The sequence below is a fragment of the Nocardia sp. NPDC004654 genome (assembly GCF_040609595.1).
In the GTDB taxonomy this organism is placed as follows: domain Bacteria; phylum Actinomycetota; class Actinomycetes; order Mycobacteriales; family Mycobacteriaceae; genus Nocardia.
Map to the genome: position 1 here is coordinate 1 of NZ_JBEXKI010000006.1, position 16230 is coordinate 16230.

Sequence of the window (16230 nt, forward strand, 5' to 3'; positions counted from 1 at the left end):
AAGACCGTGTACTCCGCGGAGTGGTCCTCGTCGGCGGGCGGAACCACACCGGCCTTCTCGAACTGCGCGCCGCGCAGCACGAGCATGGTGGCGTCGCCGCCGTCGTCGAGGATCATGTTGGCGGGCTCGCCCGGCCAGGTCAGCATCTGCTCGGCCGCCCACCAGTACTCCTCCAGGGTCTCGCCCTTCCAGGCGAAGACCGGGGTGCCCTTGGGCTCCTCGACCGTGCCGTGCGGGCCGACGACGACCGCGGCGGCGGCGTGGTCCTGGGTGGAGAAGATGTTGCACGAGGCCCAGCGCACCTGCGCGCCGAGCGCGGTGAGGGTCTCGATCAGCACGGCGGTCTGCACCGTCATGTGCAGCGAGCCGGAGATGCGCGCGCCCTTCAGCGGCAGCACGTCGGCGTACTCGCGGCGCAGAGCCATCAGACCGGGCATCTCGTGCTCGGCCAGACGGATCTCCTTGCGGCCGAACTCGGCCAGCGACAGGTCCGCCACCTTGTAGTCGACGCCATTGCGGACATCGGGGGTCATGGACGTGCGTGCGGGAAGTTCTGAGGTCGTCATCTGCCTCTCCATGGTCGGCTGTACCGATGCAAGGCTAGTCGCTGAACGCCTCGCGACGTACCGCGTGCCCGTCGGGGCACGCCTCGACGGGCACGGGCGCGGCGCTCAGGCGGTCGCGCGGTAGCTCGCGAGGATCCGGGTGCGCTTGCGCGGCTGGATGTTCGCGCGGGTGATGTCGCCGTCGTAGTGGGCGAGCACCCGGTGGTCCATGATCGAGCGCCACAGCGGCGGGATGGCCGCGAAGACGATCATGCTCGCGTAGCCCGCGGGCAGCTGCGGGGACTCCTGCGAGCTCCGCAGGGTTTGGTACCGACGTCCCGGATTGGCGTGGTGGTCGCTGTGCCGCTGCAGGTGGAACAGGAAGATGTTGGTGACGAGCCGGTCGCTGTTCCAGCTATCGCGCGGGGAGCAGCGGGCCCAGGCGCCGTTGGGCCTGCGTTCGCGCAGCAGGCCGTAGTGCTCGACGTAGTTGACCGTCTCCAGCAGGGCAGCGCCGATCACCGCCTGCAACAGCAGCCAGGGCAGCACCGCGATCCCGAAGACGGCGATCAGCGCGCCGAACAGCACCAGCGTCATCGCCCATGCCTGCAGCACGTTGTTGTGCACGGTCCACCAGGGCAGGCCCTTGCGCGCCAGGCGCTCCTTCTCCAGCGCGAGCGCGGACCGGAAACCGCCCGCGACGCTGCGCGGCAGGAACTCCCACAGCGACTCACCGAGCCGGGCGCTCGCCGGATCCTCCGGCGTCGCGACACGCACGTGGTGACCGCGGTTGTGTTCGACGAAGAAGTGCCCGTACCCGGACTGCGCGAGCGCGATCTTGGCCAGCCAGCGCTCCATGTGCTCCACGCGGTGGCCGAGTTCGTGCGCGGCGTTGATGCCGATGCCGCTGACGAAGCCCAGCGTGGCGGCCAGTCCGAGCTTGTCGAGCGCGCTCAGTTCGTCGCCCGCCCACATGTAGGCGGCGATGATCAGCCCGATCAGCTGGATCGGCAGGAACAGGTAGGTGCACCACCGGTAGTAGCGATCGTTGGACAGCAGCTCGTAGTCCTCGTCGCGCGGATTGCTGCCGTCCTCGCCGACCAGCCAGTCCAGCAAGGGAATGACCATCAGCACGATGATCGGTCCGATCCACCAGAACACCGCGGCGCCAGTGTGCAGCACAAGCTGTGAGGGCAGCAACGCGGAAGCCGGTGCGATCAGGCCGAGAACCCACAGATGGCGTTTGGGATCTGGCGATCCCGCCGGTTTGCCAACCGTTTGCACGTTTGCCCCGCTAATTAAGAATCCTAACTCCGATGTATGAGAATACTTACAGGCTTGAAGTCCGTTACACCGGAGTTCGCGGACTAAACGTGTCGACCGTTACAAGCGTGGTGGTCGGTTTTTCAGGGAGTTCACATGTGACAGCAGTCACCGCACACCTCCCGCAAATCGGGGCTTCGCCCCTAAGGTTCCCCTAACCAGGGCGGTCGGCGGCCCCTATTTCTTGGGGGCCTTTCCCCTAATCGAGCGAATCCGAGGCACTCGGTCGACGCGCCGCACGGGCGGCCAGGATCGCCTCGACGTAGGGCCCGAGCAGTTCGGCGAGATCGGCGGGCGCGTTGCGGCCCGGCGCGGGCGGTGTCGGAATGTAGCTGAGCGCGATCCGGACCAGCGCGGCCGCCAGCACGACCGACTCCGCCTCCGTGGCGTCGACCCAGCTGTCCTGGAACACCTTGGACAGCCGCTCGGTGGCGTGTTCGACCAGTGGCGCGGCGTCCAGGGTGATCAGGCGCAGCAGGTCCAGCTTCACCTCGCCCGCGATCAGCGACTGAATCAGCGGATCGGCGGCGGCGTCGAGGAAGAAGCCGGACAGCGCTTCGCGGAAGGCGGCGCGGACGTCGCCCTCGTTGCCCGCGATGGCGCTGCGGACATGGTCGACCAGGTCGTCGGCCAAGCGCAGGGCGTATCCCTGCGCGAGGCCCGCGCGCGAACCGAACTCGTTGTACAGCGTCTGCCTGCTCACCCCGGCCCGTGCCGCGACGTCGCCGAGCGTGATCTTGGACCAGTCCCGCTCGGTCAGCAGTTCGCGCATGGCGTCGAGGACGGAGGTGCGCAGGAGTTCCCGCGCCGCCTCCTGGTACGGAACCCTTGGTCCATTGCGCGGCATACCCGCGAGGTTGTCACGGGCATCCCCCGCAGTCAAAATCTCACGACCGCTCGATCTCGACCATGAAGAAGTCGGCCTTGGCCGCGCCGCAGTCCGGGCAGGTCCAGTTGTCCGGGATGTCGTCCCACCTGGTGCCGGGCGCGATGCCGTCTTCGGGCCAGCCCTTGGCCTCGTCGTATTCGAAGCCGCACTGGATGCACTGGTACAGCTTGTATTCGGTCACGAGGTCACTCCTACCGGTTCGAAATCGATCTTTTCCCGCACACCGCAGTCCGGGCAGCACCAGTCGTCGGGCACGTCGGCCCACCGGGTGCCAGCCGGAAACCCTTCGCGCGGAGCGCCTTTGGTCTCGTCGAAGATGTAATCACAAACAGGACAACGGTATGCGGTCATGATTCCACCTCCGCGCCGTAGCGCGCGAGGATCCGATCCCGCTTGCCCGGGTGGATGTTGGCCAGGGTGATGTCGCCGCCGTAGTGCGCGAGCACCCGCTTGTCCATCACCTTGCGCCACAACGGCGGAAAGTAGGCGAGCAGGATCATGCTCGCGTAGCCGCTCGGCAGGTTGGGCGCGCCGTCCCAGCTGCGCAAGGTCTGGTAGCGACGGGTCGGGTAGGCGTGGTGATCACTGTGCCGCTGCAGGTGGTACAGGAAGATGTTGGTGACGATGTGGTCGCTGTTCCAGCTGTGCACCGGGGCGGGCCGCTCGTAGCGACCGGTGTCGGTGCGCTGACGAACCAGTCCGTAGTGCTCGAGGTAGTTGACCGCCTCCAGGAGACTGAAACCGATCACGGCCTGCAACACCAGGTAGGGCAGCACGCCGAGACCGAACACCGCGACCAGCGCCGCGTACAGCACGACCGACATCAGCCAGGCCGAGAGCACCTCGTTGCCTGGCGACCACGGCTTCTTGCCCAATCGCTCGAGCCGCACCTTCTCCAACCGCCACGAGGACTTCAGGCCGCCCCACACCGTCCGCGGCCAGAACGCCCAGAAGGTCTCGCCCACACGGGAACTCGCCGGGTCCTCGGGGGTGGCGACGCGGACGTGGTGGCCGCGGTTGTGCTCGATGTAGAAGTGGCCGTAGAACGATTGGGCCAGGGCGATGCGGGACAGCCACCGCTCCAGGTCGACCTTCTTGTGCCCGAGTTCGTGGGCGGTGTTGATCCCGATGCCGCCGATCGTGCCGACCGTGATGGCCAGACCGATCTTGTCCACGACGTGCAGGCCGCCGTCGATGCCGAGCCAGCCGAGGTCGTCGGCGCTGATCAGGTAGCAGGCCAGGATCAGCGAGGCGTATTGGAACGGCAGATAGAGGTACGTGAGGTAGCGGTAGTACTTGTCGTTCTCGAGGTACGTCATCACCTCGTCGGGCGGGTTCTCGCCATCGGGGCCGAAGAAGATGTCGGCCAGCGGGATCACCAGGTAGACCAGGATCGGGCCGAGCCAGAACGGCACCTGCGCCAGGCGATGCCAGCCGATTTCGTTCAGTGCCCAGATCAGCGGAAGCCCGATCGTGAACAAGCCGGTCGGCGCGAACAGCCCCCAGAGCCAGAGATAGCGCTTGCGATCACGCCAGGCCGGGGCTTCGACCGGGCGCTGCGGCGCGTCGGCATCCGTCGACATCGATGTCTCCCATCAGTGCGGCGCACACCGAGGTGTGACGCACAATACTTCTGATATGGACATTAGAACGACAACTGTCACATGTCTATACAAAAGAATCGATTTGTAAAGTTGTTATGACATAACAAAAGGCGTCCGGTCGGGACCGTCGACCGACCGGACGCCCTGCACCTTCTTCAGTACAACAAGACCTCGGCATCCTCCGGCAGCGCGTCCACCGGCCACCACCGCAGATCCGTCGACTCCGCGCTGCGCACCGGCACCGCACCGGCGGGCGCGGTGATACGGAACAGCAGATCGAGGTGGCGGGTCGGCACACCGAGTGAACAGGTGATCGGATGCGCCTGCGCACCGTAGAGGCCGGGCTCGATCCGCAGCCCCGGGATGCCGGACTCCTCGGTCGCCTCCCGCAGCGCGGCGTCGGCGACGGTGTCGTCGCCCTCCTCGCAGTGCCCGCCGAGCTGAATCCAGCGCCCCACCTTCGGATGCAGGGTCAGCAGCACCTCGCGGGCGTCGTGGGAGAACACCACGGCGGAGGCCGTGATGTGACCGGGTGCGTGCTCGCGCAGGCAGCCGCGCGGCGCTGAACCGAGGAAGGCCAGCATGGCCTCCCGCAGCGACCGATCCTGGTCCACCACGGGACGCCAGGTCTCCAGCAGCGATGTCGCCGACGCGTGCAGCGACTCAGCGCTCACAGCTCGACCAACCCTTCCCCCGGCCCCGTGACCGGACGCGGCGTCAGCTCCGTCAACGGATGACCGATGGCGATGGCGCCCAACGGGTTCCAGTCCGCGGCGAGACCCAGCACGTCCCTGGTGATCTCGGGGGCGAAGATGGTCGAGCCGATCCAGCAGCTGCCGATCCCCTCGGTGGCCAGCGCGACGAGCAGACCCTGCACGGCCGCGCCCACCGCCACGGTGAACATGGTCCGCTCGGCGGCGCGGCGGCGTTCGTCGGGATAGTCGTGCGCGCCGTCCGGCACGCAGAACGGGATGATCACCTCGGGGGCGTCGAACAGGATCCGGCCACGCGCCACGCGCCGCTCCACCCGCTCGGGGTCGCGTCCGTCGGCCGTGAGGTCGGCGCGCCACTTGTCGGCCATCGCCTCCAGCAACCGATTCCGCAGTTCCCGATCGCGCAGCCAGACGAATCGGACCGGCCGGGTGTGATGCGGCGCGGGCGCGGTCAGCGCGACGGCGACCGCCGCCCGGACGCGTTCCGGATCGACCGGGGTGTCGGCGAACTCGCGCACCGAACGTCGCAGCAGCACGGCCTCGCCGCGCCCGCGCTCGATGGCCTCGGCGGTGCCTAGCCAGAACAGGTCGTCGGTACCTCGGCGCAGCAGATTCGTCGCGCCCGAACCGTCGTCGACGAACGGCAGGCCGCGCACCACCGCGACCGGGACGCCGCCCAGTTTGCCCTTCACCAGATCCGCGGCGGCGGCAAGCTCGTCGGCGACGGCCACCTGGGTGACTTGCAGTTCATTGCCCTGCCCGTCCACCGAGCCCGCGTAGTCGTGCAGCACCCGCAGCCCGGCCGCGCCGATCGCGGCGTCGATCTGCCCGTTGCGCCAGGCCCGTCCCATCGTGTCGGTGATCACGACGGCGACGGTCACGCCGAGCCGTTCGGCCAGCGCGGTCCGCAGCGCCTTGGCACTGCCGTCCGGATCGCTGGGCAGCAGCACCAATTCGCCCTGCTCGACATTGGAACCGTCCACGCCGGATGCCGCCTGGACGATGCCGAGCTTGTTCTCGGTGATCAGGGTGCGGCCCTTGCGCGCGAGCACCCGCACGGCCTCCTGGTCCACCAGCGCCCGGCGGGCGGCGTCGCGTTCCTCGGGATCCAGTGGCGCGGCGACGATTCGGCCCTCGGCCTTGGCCACGATCTTGCTGGTGACCACGAGGATGTCGCCGTCGGCCAGCCAGGGCGCCCGTGTGGCGATGTGCTCGGCGATGTCGTCGCCGGGACGGAACTCCGGCAGGCCGGTGACGGGCAGGATGCTCAGCTCGCCCGCGGCGTGGTCGATCGAGGTCACGGCTTCACCCCCGCGAGATCCAGTGCCTCGCGCACGATTTCGGCGGTCGTCGGCGGGTCGGTCATGAGCAGCGGCACGCTGCGCACCTCGACGCCAGGCACGTCGGCGGTGTCGGTGCTGTGGATCAGCCAGCCGTCGAGAATGCCGGTGGCCGAGCGGGCGCCGTAGTAGCGGCCGATCGCCTCGGCCGTCGTCTCGACGCCGATCACCGACAGGCACTCGTCGGCCATGCCGCGCAACGGTTTTCCGTCGATCACGCCAGAGACGCCGATCACCTTCGCCTCGGTGGTGCGCAGCGCGCCCCGGATGCCGGGCACCGCGAGGATGGCGCCGATACTCACCACCGGGTTGGACGGCGCCAGCAGCACCGCGTCGGCGGACGATATGATATCCGTCACATTTGGGGCCGGTTTTGCTTCATCCGCCCCGATTGTGGCGAATCCATGGGTGTCGATGTTCGCGCGGTATCGAACCCACCACTCTTGAAAATGGATCGCGCGGCGTTCGCCAGGGTTCTCGGGGTCGCTGACAACCACATGCGTTTCACACCGATCGTCGGTTGCCGGGATCAGTTTCACGCCGGGTTGCCACCGGTTGCAGAGCGCTTCGGTGACCGCCGAGAGTGGATACCCGGCACGCAACATTTCGGTGCGAATCAAGTGCGTCGCGATATCGCGATCGCCCAAGCCGAACCAGTCCGGCTGCGCGTGATATTTCGCCAGCTCCTCCTTGGCGTGCCAGGTCTCGCCGACGCGGCCCCACCCGCGTTCGGCATCGATCCCCCCGCCGAGGGTGTACATGCAGGTATCGAGGTCGGGGCAGATGCGGAGGCCGTGCATCCAGACGTCGTCACCGACGTTCACGATCGCGGAAACGTCGGCTTCCGGCAGCAGTTCCCGCACGCCCTGCAGGAAGCGCGCGCCGCCGACTCCGCCGACCAGTACGGCGATCTTGGGCCCCTTGGCGGGCGCGATGTCCGCTTGTTGTCCAGTCACATCCGCACAGCCTATGCGGTGTCGAAGCGAGCGGTGTTCGGGCCATATTTGCTGGTCATTTGCTATGCCATACACCAAGATCAGCACGGAAATCGGTCGCGGATAGTAACGGAATAGCGTCGGCGGCTTGACCATCGACACGTCCGGCGTGTCTAATCACAGTCATGTCATTCCGGGTTCGCGCGAGAGTGCAAGGCGCGGACGACTTTTCGAACAGATGTTCGAGCCGGGGTGACGCGCTCGGGGATGTCCGCGGGACAACGTCGCGGGGTAGGGCCGTCGGTGTGCGTGTTGGTCCGACGGAAAGAATCATTCTGCGCTAACACACAGTGAGGAGGCGGAGCGATGGCCAACGATATGGTCTCGCAACCCGATTCCACAGCAGGCGCAGCACGTGGCGTCTGCGCAGACATCGGCCGGAGCGAGCAAGACGGCGGTGACGCGGTGTCGACACCCCGGCTCAGCCTGGTCGTGACGGGCTTCGACGAGATGTTCGAAAGCATCGAAGAGCAATGGCAGGAGCGTGCCCTGTGCGCGCAGACCGATCCGGAGGCGTTCTTCCCCGAGAAGGGCGGCTCGACCCGCGAGGCGAAACGGATCTGCATGGGCTGCGAGGTACGCGACGAGTGCCTGGAATACGCACTCGCACACGATGAGCGCTTCGGTATCTGGGGTGGCCTCTCCGAGCGGGAGCGCCGGCGCCTCAAGCGCGGTATCGGCTGACACGTAGGTGTCGCACCGACCTCGATGCGCGGGGTCGGTGCGAGTTCACCTAGATTTTGGGTATGTCCCGTTCCCGCCATCGACGCCCGCCCACCGCCCGGTCGGTGATCCGACGCGGCCGCGGGGTGCGCGGGCCGATGCTGCCGCCGACGGTGCCCGCCTGGCGCACCCGAGGCCAGCAGTTCGACCGGCTCGTGCTGGAGGCGTTCGCCCCGCTCGACAGCCGCTGGCACGATCGGCTCACCAAACTCGACATCGCCGTCGACGATGTACCGAAAATCCGTCCGCTGCACCCTGATTCGGTCACCTGGCCGGACGAGGTGGTGGCCGACGGACCGGTCCCGCTGTCCCGGCTGATCCCCGCGGGCGTCGACCGGCACGGTCAGGCGACCCGCGCGCGGATCGTGCTGTTCCGCAAACCGCTCGAGCTGCGCGCGAGCGATCCGGACGATCTGGTCGATCTGCTGCGCGAGGTGCTCGTGCAGCAGATCGCCACCTACCTCGGCGTCGACCCCGACGTCATCGATCCGGAGGCGGAGGAAGAGTAGGTCCCGAATCGGGCGATTCGCGTCCGACCGGCGTGGCCGGACGAGGTTCGCTCGCGACCGCGCATGCCCGGAGCGAGGGCGGAAGTACGCGTGTGAGCCGCCACTCTTAGCGCGTGTCTGTCCACATCCGGAGGCCAGGGGGGTTACTCTCATCGGCGTGATCCCCATGCGTCGTTGCTGCCGACCCGGCTGCAAGAATCCGGCCGTCGCGACGCTCACGTATGTCTACTCGGACTCCACCGCGGTGGTCGGTCCGCTCGCGACGGTCGCCGAACCACATTCGTGGGACCTGTGCGAAACGCACGCTTCCCGGATCACCGCGCCGAAGGGCTGGGAGCTGGTCCGCCACGAGGGCGGCTTCTCCACCACCCCGGACGACGACGATCTCACCGCACTGGCCGAAGCCGTTCGCGAGGCCGGTCTGCGACGCCGTCCCCCGGAGCCCGATCAGCGCGGCTACCGCGACTACGCACCCGCGCCGCAGCGCACCACGCGTACCGGCAGACGCGGGCATCTGCGCGTGCTGCCCGATCCGCCGAACTGACCTCGCGCGCTCTCGTTCCGAGACACCCAGACGCCTCTCGTCGGAACGCTCCTCCCGGTCCGGTCGCCACAGCTCTGTCGCGCGCCCGGCGAAATCGGTTGCCCGCGGCGTGTTCTCGAGCGCGACGGGGGGCCGGGGCCACAGCCCCACACCAGCCCCGCGGGGTGAAATCGGGGCGGAGGGTAGGGAGCGGTCCCACGGTGTCGGCGGGGCACACTAGGGTAGTGCCCATGACAGTCGCCCGCTCTGCCGAATTCGTGAACGCGGTGATCAAGGCCTACGACGTTCGCGGTGTGGTCGGTGAACAGATCGACGCGCAATTCGTCAGGGACGTGGGAGCTTCCTTCGCTCGGCTGATGCGCGGCGAGGGCGCCGGCCGTGTGGTCATCGGACACGACATGCGCGAGTCCTCCCCCGCGCTGGCCGCCGCCTTCGCCGACGGTGTGCGCGCCCAGGGTCTCGACGTGGTGCACATCGGCCTGGCCTCCACCGACCAGCTGTACTTCGCCTCCGGCCGCCTCGGCTGCCCCGGCGCCATGTTCACCGCGAGCCACAACCCCGCCCAGTACAACGGCATCAAGCTGTGCCGCGCGAACGCGCTGCCGGTCGGCCAGGACACCGGCCTGGCCGCGATCAAGGACGAGCTCGTCGCGGGCGTGCCGGAATTCGACGGCCCGCACGGCAACGCCACCGAAGTGGACCTGCTCGCCGACTACGCGCAATTCCTGCGCGGGCTGGTCGATCTGGAGAACATCCGCCCGCTCACCATCGCGGTGGACGCGGGCAACGGCATGGGCGGGCACACCGTGCCGGAGGTGCTCGGCACGCTGGCGCAGGTGACCATCGTGCCGCTCTACTTCGAGCTGGACGGTTCGTTCCCCAACCACGAGGCCAACCCGCTCGACCCGAAGAACCTGGTCGACCTGCAGCGGCTGGTCCGCGAATCCGGCGCCGACATCGGCCTGGCCTTCGACGGCGACGCCGACCGTTGCTTCGTGGTCGACGAGCACGGCGAGCCGGTCTCCCCCTCGGCCATCACCGCGCTGGTCGCCGAGCGCGAACTGGCCAAGGAGCCGGGCGCGACCATCATCCACAACCTGATCACCTCGCGCGCGGTGCCGGAGCTTGTGCACGAGCTGGGCGGGACCCCGGTGCGCACCAGGGTCGGCCACTCGTTCATCAAGCAGCAGATGGCCGCCACCGGCGCGGTATTCGGCGGCGAGCACTCCGCGCACTACTACTTCCGCGATTTCTGGGGCGCCGACTCCGGCATGCTCGCGGCGCTGCACGTGCTCGCCGCGCTCGGCGAGAAGGACCGGCCGATCTCGGAGCTGATGTCGTCCTACGAGACCTACGCCGCCTCGGGCGAGATCAACTCGACGGTGGCCGACGCCAAGGAGCGGACGCTGGCCGTGGTCGAGGCATTCGAGGATCGCGCCAAGTCGGTGGACCGCCTCGACGGGGTGACGGTCCAGCTGGCCGACGACGCCTGGTTCAACCTGCGCGCCTCGAATACCGAGCCGTTGCTGCGGCTGAACGTCGAGGCCAGATCGCCGGAGGAAGTAGACGCACTCGTGACCGAGATTTTGGGAATCGTCCGCTCCTGACTGGGATAGTGGAATTACGACGGAGTGGAATCACAAGCTCAGGATTCGACCGCGGAAGCAGACGGCTCTGCCTGATGCGAGATTCTGGGCATCGTCCGGTCCTGACTGGGATAGTGGAGTTACGACGGAGTGGAATCACAAGCTCGGGATTCGACCGTGGAAGCAGAGGGTTCTGCTCAGCGCGAGATCCCGAGCGATGCCCGCTCCCGACTGGAATAGTGGAATCACTGACAGTGGATTCGCCCGACCTGGGCTCGGTGTGGACGATCCGGACGCAGCGCGATGAGGGGAGGTGGGACGCCCGATGATCGCTGGAACACCGGTGCTCGACCTCGACGATGCCGCTTCGCTCGAAGCGGCGGACAGCGGCGGCGCCCTGCGCTCGGCCGCCTCGGGTGGCGCCCAAGTGCGCGCCACCGCCGCGGCCATCGGCGAGCATGCGCTCGCCCGTCTCGCCGACCTTCGCCCACGCAGCGTGGTCCTGGTCTCCGGCTCCGGCCGCGCCGCACGCGCCGCCGGTTTGCTCGTCGCCGCGCTCGGTGACCGCGCGGGTCTGCCGGTGGTGTCGGTCGCCGCGCTGCCGCCGTGGGTGGGCCCGCTGGACGTGGTGCTCGTCGCCGGTGACGACGCGGGCGATCCGCGCCTGATCGACGCGGTGGACCGCGCGCTGCGCCGCGGCGCCGAGGTCGTCGTCGCCGCACCGCACGAGGGCCCGCTGCGCGCCGCCGCCGCGGGCCGGGCCGCGCTGCTGGAGCCGCGGGTCCCGGTGCTCGACCACAACCGATTGCTGCGCTTCCTCGCGGCCGGGATCGCGGTGCTGCGCATCGTCGATCCGACGCGCACCGGCGCGGCCGTGCCGGACCTGACCGCGCTGGCCGACGTGCTCGACGCCGAAGCGCTGCGCGACGGACCGCACAACGAGGTCTTCCACAATCCCGCCAAGACGCTGGCCGCGCGCATGCAGCAGCGCGGCATCGTGCTGGCGGGCGACTCCCCCGCCGCCGCGGAGCTCGCCGAGCACGGCGCCGAGGTGCTGCTGCAGGCCGCGGGCAAGGTGGCGACGGCGGCCGATCTCGCCGAGGCGGTCGCCGCGAATCCGCGCATGGTCGAGGCCGCGGGCGAGTCCGCGCCCGACTTCGATCCACTGTTCCACGACGAGGAACTCGACGGCCCCGCGCCGGTGGAGCGAATCCGGGTGTTCGTGCTCAGCGCCGATCCCGATCAGGCCGCCGCACGGCGCCGGGTCGCGGTGTTCGGCGGCGCCGGATCCGGTCTGGTCGACGCCGATCTGGTGAGCGCCGACGTCGACCTGTTACAGAACAGCCTGACCGATCCGGCCGCCCCGACGCCGGTGCGCGGCGAGGAGCCCGGCGGGTCCGGGCGCGGCACGGAACTGGAGCAACTCGCGGTGCTCGCGCTGCGCTTGGAGATGGCCGCGGCCTACCTGCGGCTGATCGGCTCGCGCGGCGCGTCCGCGGACACGTCCCGCGGTTTCGGCGGCGAACAGTACGACGGGGGACGCTACTAGTGCACGAACTCGTTGGTGCACTGCGTTCCTACGCATGGGGTTCGCGCACCGCGCTCGCTCAGCTGTGCGGCCGTCCCGTCCCCTCCGCACACCCCGAGGCCGAACTCTGGTTCGGCGCCCATCCCGCCGATCCCGCGCACGTCAAGACGCCGGTCGGCACCACATCGCTGCTGGAGTTCGTCGCCGCGAACCCGCATCGCGAACTGGGCGCGGCCGCACCGGAATTCGGTGACAAGCTGCCGTTCCTGCTGAAGATCCTGGCGGCCGAGGAGCCGCTGTCGCTGCAGGCGCATCCGTCGGCGTCGCAGGCGCGCGCCGGATTCGAACGGGAGAACCGCGCGCGGGTGCCGCTGGACTCGCCGATGCGCAACTATCGGGACGAGAACCACAAGCCGGAACTGGTGGTAGCGCTGGACCGCTTCGAGGCGCTGGCCGGGTTCCGCGAACCGCACCGCACCGTCGAGCTGTTCCGCGCGCTGGAGGTCCCCCAGCTCGCCTCGTACACGGAGATGCTTGCCTCCCAACCCGATTCGGCGGGCTTGCGAACACTGTTCACCACCTGGATCACGCTGCCGCAGCCGGTGCTCGCCACGTTGCTGCCCGCGGTGCTGGACGGCTGCGTGCGGTATCTGTCCGGAAAGGGCAAGCGCGCTTTCGCCCTCGAGGCCCGCACCGCGCTCGAGCTCGCCGAGGCCTATCCCGGCGACGCGGGCGTGCTGGCCGCGCTCCTGCTGAACCGGGTCACGCTGGAGCCGGGCCAGGGACTGTTCCTGGACGCCGGAAACCTGCACGCCTACCTGCGCGGGCTCGGCGTGGAGATCATGGCCAACTCCGACAACGTGCTGCGCGGCGGGTTGACGCCCAAGCACGTCGACGTGCCGGAACTGTTGCGGGTGCTGGATTTCGAGCCGATCGATCTGCCGGTCGTGCTGCCGGAACCGGCGGGCGACGGCTCGGTGCGGTATCGCACGCCCGCGCCCGAATTCGCGCTGCGCCGATTCGATCTCACCGCGGGTTCCGGACAGGTGCCGCTCACCTCGGCGGGGCCGGGCATCATGCTGTGCACGGCGGGCACGGTGCGGCTGCTCCAGGACGGCGCGGAGCTGCTCGTCGGGCGCGGCGGCGCGGCCTGGATCTCGGCCGCAGACAGCGATATTCGCGCCCAAGCGGTGGACGGACCCGCCCAGCTGTTCTGCGCCTGCCTCGGCGCGGGCAGCTGACCGACGGGCGCACGCACTCGGCCGAGGATCGGCGAACAAGCTAAGTTAGCCGTGATCGGCGAAACGAGAGAGGACCTTCAGGACATGTCTGCTGGCGGTGGCAAGAAGGCGATTCTGGCCGCGTTGACGGCGAACGCGGGGATCGCGGTGGCGAAGTTCATCGGCGCGGCGATCACCGGTTCGGCCTCGATGCTGGCCGAGGCGGTGCACTCGGTGGCCGACACTTCCAATCAGGGCTTGCTGCTGTTCGGCCAGCGCCGCGCCGAACAGGAGGCCGACGAGCTGCACCCGTTCGGTTACGGGCGCAACCGCTACTTCTACTCGTTCATCGTGGCTCTCGTGCTGTTCACGCTCGGCTCGATCTACGCCATCTACGAGGGCATCCACAAGATCCAGCATCCCGAGGATCTCAGCTCGCCGATCGTCGCGATCGTCATCCTGTTGATCGCCATCGGCTTGGAAACCTTCAGCTTCATCACCGCGATCCGCGAATCCCGTCCGCTCAAGGGCGGCGCCACCTGGTGGCGGTTCATTCGCAACTCGCGCAGCCCCGAGCTGCCCGTGGTGCTGTTGGAGGACATGGGCGCGCTGGTCGGTCTGATTCTCGCCTTCCTCGGCGTCGGCCTGACCATGGCTACCGGCAACGCGGTCTGGGACGGCATCGGCACCCTGTGCATCGGCGCGCTGCTCGGTGTCATCGCGATCATCCTGATCATCGAGATGCAGAGCTTGCTGATCGGCGAGGGCGCGACACCGGAGGAGGACAGGGCGATCCGGGAGAGCCTGATCGACGGCGAGCGCATCGACCGCGTCATCCACCTCAAGACCCAGTACTTGGGCCCGGAGGAGATTCTGGTGGCGGCGAAGGTGGCGATCACGCCGGGTCTCGACATCGCGACCATCGCCGCGGCCATCGACGCCGCCGAGGCGCGGGTCCGCCGCGCTGTGCCCGCCGCGCGGGTCATCTACGTCGAGCCCGATCTCTACCGCACGGCGCCCGTCTAGCGAGCACCTTCGCGTGAGCACCGTTGTCCGAGGACAGCGGTGCTCGCGTGTTTTCGGCGCGTGTGTTGGCGGGTAGTCGCGCGGCCTAGGCACAGGTATGCGCTGCGATGCCGACGGTGAATCGCGTTCGTCTGGAACCGGATCTGTTTCGGCCGGTGGCGGCGGCGGAAGGCCGCCCCGACGAGGAGGAACCCGTCCAGGCGAGGTCAGCGGTGCTGTGGCTGACGGTCGCGCAGGAGTTCGAGCGGGTCGGTGTGGATGTCGAATTCGTGCCGGAGCACGTGGCGGGCGGCGTGCATGCCGTTCATGCCGTGCACGCCGGGACCCGGCGGTGTCGCCGCGGAGCACAGGTAGACCCCGGGCAGGGGTGTGGCGTACGGGTTCCAGCGCGGGGCGGGGCGGAAGGCCGTCTGGCGCAACGTCATCGCGCCCGCGGAGATGTCGCCGCCGACGTAGTTGGCGTTGTGCGCGGGTTGTTCGGCGGCGGTGATCACATGCGTGGCGAGGATCAGGTCGCGGAAGCCCGGCGCGAAACGCTCCACCTGGGCGATGACCGCGTCGCTGATGTCGCGATCGGAACCGTTCGGCACGTGGGCGTAGGTGTAGAAGGTGTGCGCGTCGCCGGGCGCGCGACCGGGATCGACGACGCCCGGCTGGATGGCGAGCACGTACGGGCGCTCGGCGTGGCGGCCCGCGGCGACCGCGCCCTCGGCCGCCATCGCCTCGGCGCGGCTGCCGATCAGGTGCAGGGTGCCCGCCTGGGCGCAACCCTCGGCCTGCCACGGCACCGGGCCGGAGAGCGCGAAATCGACCTTGCACGCGGCGCCGCCGTACCTGAACCGGCGCAGCCGCTTGGCGTATCGGGTGGGCAGCCGGTCGGCGGCCAGGCGGAGCAGCCCCGCGGGCGCGAGATCGAGCAGCACGGCGCGCGCACCGGCGAACTCGTCCAGCGAATCCACCCGGTGGCCGGTGTGCACCCGGCCGCCGAGGTCCTCGAGTTCGGCGATGAGCGCGTCGGGAATGGCCTGGCTGCCGCCGCGCGGGATGACCCAGCCGCCCGCGTGGCCGAGCGTGGCGAGCAGCAGGCCCGCGCCGACCGCGGGGACGGCGCGCGGTGAGGTGATCGCGTGGGTCGCCACACCGGTCAGCAGCGCGGGTGCGATGTCCTCGTGGAAGCGCGCGTTCCACAGGGGCGAGCCCTGTTCGACCAGCCGCAGGCCGAAACGCACCGCGGTCGGCAAGTCGTCGGGTAGCGCGCGCATATCGGACATGGCCACGTCGACGACGCCCTGCCACTTGCGAACGAGCGGCGCGAACAGCCGCCGCCACGCGTCACCGTCGCGGCCGAGATCGGCGACGGTCCGCTCCAGATCCAGCCAGGCGAGTCCGGCCCGGCCGCCGTCCATCGGGTGCGCATAAGACACCTCGGGAGTGAGCAGCTCGACGCCGCGCGCGCCGAGATCGAACGCGCGAAAGAAGGGCGATGCCAAGGCCATCGGGTGCGCGCCCGCGCATACGTCGTGGTGGAAGCCCGGCAGTGTCAGCTCCGCGGTGCGCGAGCCGCCACCCGGCTTGGCCTCGGCCTCGAACACCTCGACCGACAGTCCCGCCGAGGCGAGAACCACCGCCGCGGCGAGTCCGTTGGGTCCGGAGCCGACCACCACAACATCAGCCATGAACCCACG

17 protein-coding genes are annotated in these 16230 nt (G+C 69.0%); 7 read left to right on the plus strand and 10 right to left on the minus strand.

All coding sequences use genetic code 11. The features are described 5' to 3' along the window. From ABZV58_RS20435 to cofD, 9 genes are all read right to left on the minus strand, one after another. The coding region (locus tag ABZV58_RS20435) for an adenosylhomocysteinase (RefSeq protein WP_355001732.1) at positions 1 to 566 on the minus strand (566 nt) is incomplete at its 3' end. 105 nt (positions 567 to 671) lie between these two features. Continuing rightward, positions 672 to 1727: an alkane 1-monooxygenase gene (locus ABZV58_RS20440; RefSeq protein ID WP_355001733.1), complete on the minus strand. Its 1056-nt coding sequence runs from the start codon at positions 1725 to 1727 to the stop codon at positions 672 to 674. A gap of 340 nt (positions 1728 to 2067) precedes the next feature. After that, positions 2068 to 2715, minus strand: a complete 648-nt coding sequence (locus tag ABZV58_RS20445) for a TetR family transcriptional regulator (protein ID WP_355001734.1) — start codon at positions 2713 to 2715, stop codon at positions 2068 to 2070. Positions 2716 to 2755: 40 nt separating this feature from the next. Then, entirely contained in the window at positions 2756 to 2938 is a 183-nt protein-coding gene (locus tag ABZV58_RS20450) for a rubredoxin (RefSeq protein ID WP_068061951.1), read from the minus strand. Beyond that, complete coding sequence (locus ABZV58_RS20455) at positions 2935 to 3108, minus strand: rubredoxin (protein ID WP_355001735.1); 174 nt, start codon at positions 3106 to 3108, stop codon at positions 2935 to 2937. The genes ABZV58_RS20450 and ABZV58_RS20455 overlap by 4 nt, the downstream gene beginning before the upstream one ends. After that, positions 3105 to 4340 (minus strand): alkane 1-monooxygenase, encoded by a 1236-nt coding sequence (locus ABZV58_RS20460; RefSeq protein ID WP_355001736.1) that lies wholly within the window; start codon positions 4338 to 4340, stop codon positions 3105 to 3107. The genes ABZV58_RS20455 and ABZV58_RS20460 overlap by 4 nt, the downstream gene beginning before the upstream one ends. A 176-nt stretch (positions 4341 to 4516) precedes the next feature. Then, positions 4517 to 5035, minus strand: a complete 519-nt coding sequence (locus ABZV58_RS20465; RefSeq protein WP_355001737.1) for an NUDIX domain-containing protein — start codon at positions 5033 to 5035, stop codon at positions 4517 to 4519. Further along, positions 5032 to 6375 (minus strand): coenzyme F420-0:L-glutamate ligase, encoded by a 1344-nt coding sequence (locus ABZV58_RS20470; RefSeq protein WP_355001738.1) that lies wholly within the window; start codon positions 6373 to 6375, stop codon positions 5032 to 5034. Before ABZV58_RS20470 ends, ABZV58_RS20465 begins: the two co-directional genes overlap by 4 nt. Continuing rightward, positions 6372 to 7511, minus strand: coding sequence for a 2-phospho-L-lactate transferase (gene cofD, locus ABZV58_RS20475; RefSeq protein WP_355001739.1), 1140 nt, complete (start codon positions 7509 to 7511; stop codon positions 6372 to 6374). The genes ABZV58_RS20470 and cofD overlap by 4 nt, the downstream gene beginning before the upstream one ends. 348 nt (positions 7512 to 7859) lie before the next feature. On the opposite strand from cofD, the gene ABZV58_RS20480 reads away from it, so the two are divergent. The 7 genes from ABZV58_RS20480 to ABZV58_RS20510 all read left to right on the plus strand — a co-directional run bounded on the left by ABZV58_RS20480 (position 7860) and on the right by ABZV58_RS20510 (position 14545). Beyond that, the gene (locus tag ABZV58_RS20480) at positions 7860 to 8093 is read left to right on the plus strand and encodes a WhiB family transcriptional regulator (RefSeq protein WP_029901515.1); all 234 of its coding nucleotides are present in this window, start codon (positions 7860 to 7862) and stop codon (positions 8091 to 8093) included. Positions 8094 to 8155: 62 nt separating this feature from the next. Then, on the plus strand, positions 8156 to 8641 hold the full coding sequence (locus ABZV58_RS20485; RefSeq protein WP_355001740.1) for a metallopeptidase family protein: 486 nt from the start codon (positions 8156 to 8158) through the stop codon (positions 8639 to 8641). Between the two features lie 157 nt (positions 8642 to 8798). Continuing rightward, a complete protein-coding gene (locus ABZV58_RS20490; RefSeq protein ID WP_185757013.1) occupies positions 8799 to 9185 on the plus strand; it encodes a DUF3499 domain-containing protein in 387 nt (128 codons plus the stop codon). 230 nt (positions 9186 to 9415) lie between these two features. After that, positions 9416 to 10792, plus strand: a complete 1377-nt coding sequence (locus ABZV58_RS20495) for a phosphomannomutase/phosphoglucomutase (protein ID WP_355001741.1) — start codon at positions 9416 to 9418, stop codon at positions 10790 to 10792. A 304-nt stretch (positions 10793 to 11096) separates the two neighbouring features. Beyond that, positions 11097 to 12320 carry a tobH protein gene (locus tag ABZV58_RS20500; protein WP_355001742.1) on the plus strand — a complete coding sequence of 408 codons (1224 nt, stop codon included), beginning with the start codon at positions 11097 to 11099 and terminating at the stop codon, positions 12318 to 12320. After that, on the plus strand, positions 12320 to 13540 hold the full coding sequence (gene manA / locus ABZV58_RS20505) for a mannose-6-phosphate isomerase, class I (protein WP_355001743.1): 1221 nt from the start codon (positions 12320 to 12322) through the stop codon (positions 13538 to 13540). The genes ABZV58_RS20500 and manA overlap by 1 nt, the downstream gene beginning before the upstream one ends. Positions 13541 to 13624: 84 nt before the next feature. After that, on the plus strand, positions 13625 to 14545 hold the full coding sequence (locus ABZV58_RS20510) for a cation diffusion facilitator family transporter (protein WP_355001744.1): 921 nt from the start codon (positions 13625 to 13627) through the stop codon (positions 14543 to 14545). 206 nt (positions 14546 to 14751) lie between these two features. Here the strand turns inward: ABZV58_RS20510 and ABZV58_RS20515 are convergent, their stop codons facing one another. After that, the gene (locus ABZV58_RS20515) at positions 14752 to 16221 is read right to left on the minus strand and encodes an NAD(P)/FAD-dependent oxidoreductase (protein ID WP_355001745.1); all 1470 of its coding nucleotides are present in this window, start codon (positions 16219 to 16221) and stop codon (positions 14752 to 14754) included. Positions 16222 to 16230: the final 9 nt, after the last annotated feature.

Coding starts and splice junctions, on each gene's coding strand:
- ABZV58_RS20445 (WP_355001734.1), bottom strand. CDS start 2,715: ATGCCGCGCAATGGACCAAGGGTTCCGTACCAGGAGGCGGCGCGGGAA.
- ABZV58_RS20460 (WP_355001736.1), bottom strand. CDS start 4,340: ATGTCGACGGATGCCGACGCGCCGCAGCGCCCGGTCGAAGCCCCGGCC.
- ABZV58_RS20500 (WP_355001742.1), top strand. CDS start 11,097: ATGATCGCTGGAACACCGGTGCTCGACCTCGACGATGCCGCTTCGCTC.
- ABZV58_RS20485 (WP_355001740.1), top strand. CDS start 8,156: ATGTCCCGTTCCCGCCATCGACGCCCGCCCACCGCCCGGTCGGTGATC.
- ABZV58_RS20455 (WP_355001735.1), bottom strand. CDS start 3,108: ATGACCGCATACCGTTGTCCTGTTTGTGATTACATCTTCGACGAGACC.
- ABZV58_RS20515 (WP_355001745.1), bottom strand. CDS start 16,221: ATGGCTGATGTTGTGGTGGTCGGCTCCGGACCCAACGGACTCGCCGCG.
- ABZV58_RS20495 (WP_355001741.1), top strand. CDS start 9,416: ATGACAGTCGCCCGCTCTGCCGAATTCGTGAACGCGGTGATCAAGGCC.
- ABZV58_RS20510 (WP_355001744.1), top strand. CDS start 13,625: ATGTCTGCTGGCGGTGGCAAGAAGGCGATTCTGGCCGCGTTGACGGCG.
- ABZV58_RS20480 (WP_029901515.1), top strand. CDS start 7,860: ATGTTCGAAAGCATCGAAGAGCAATGGCAGGAGCGTGCCCTGTGCGCG.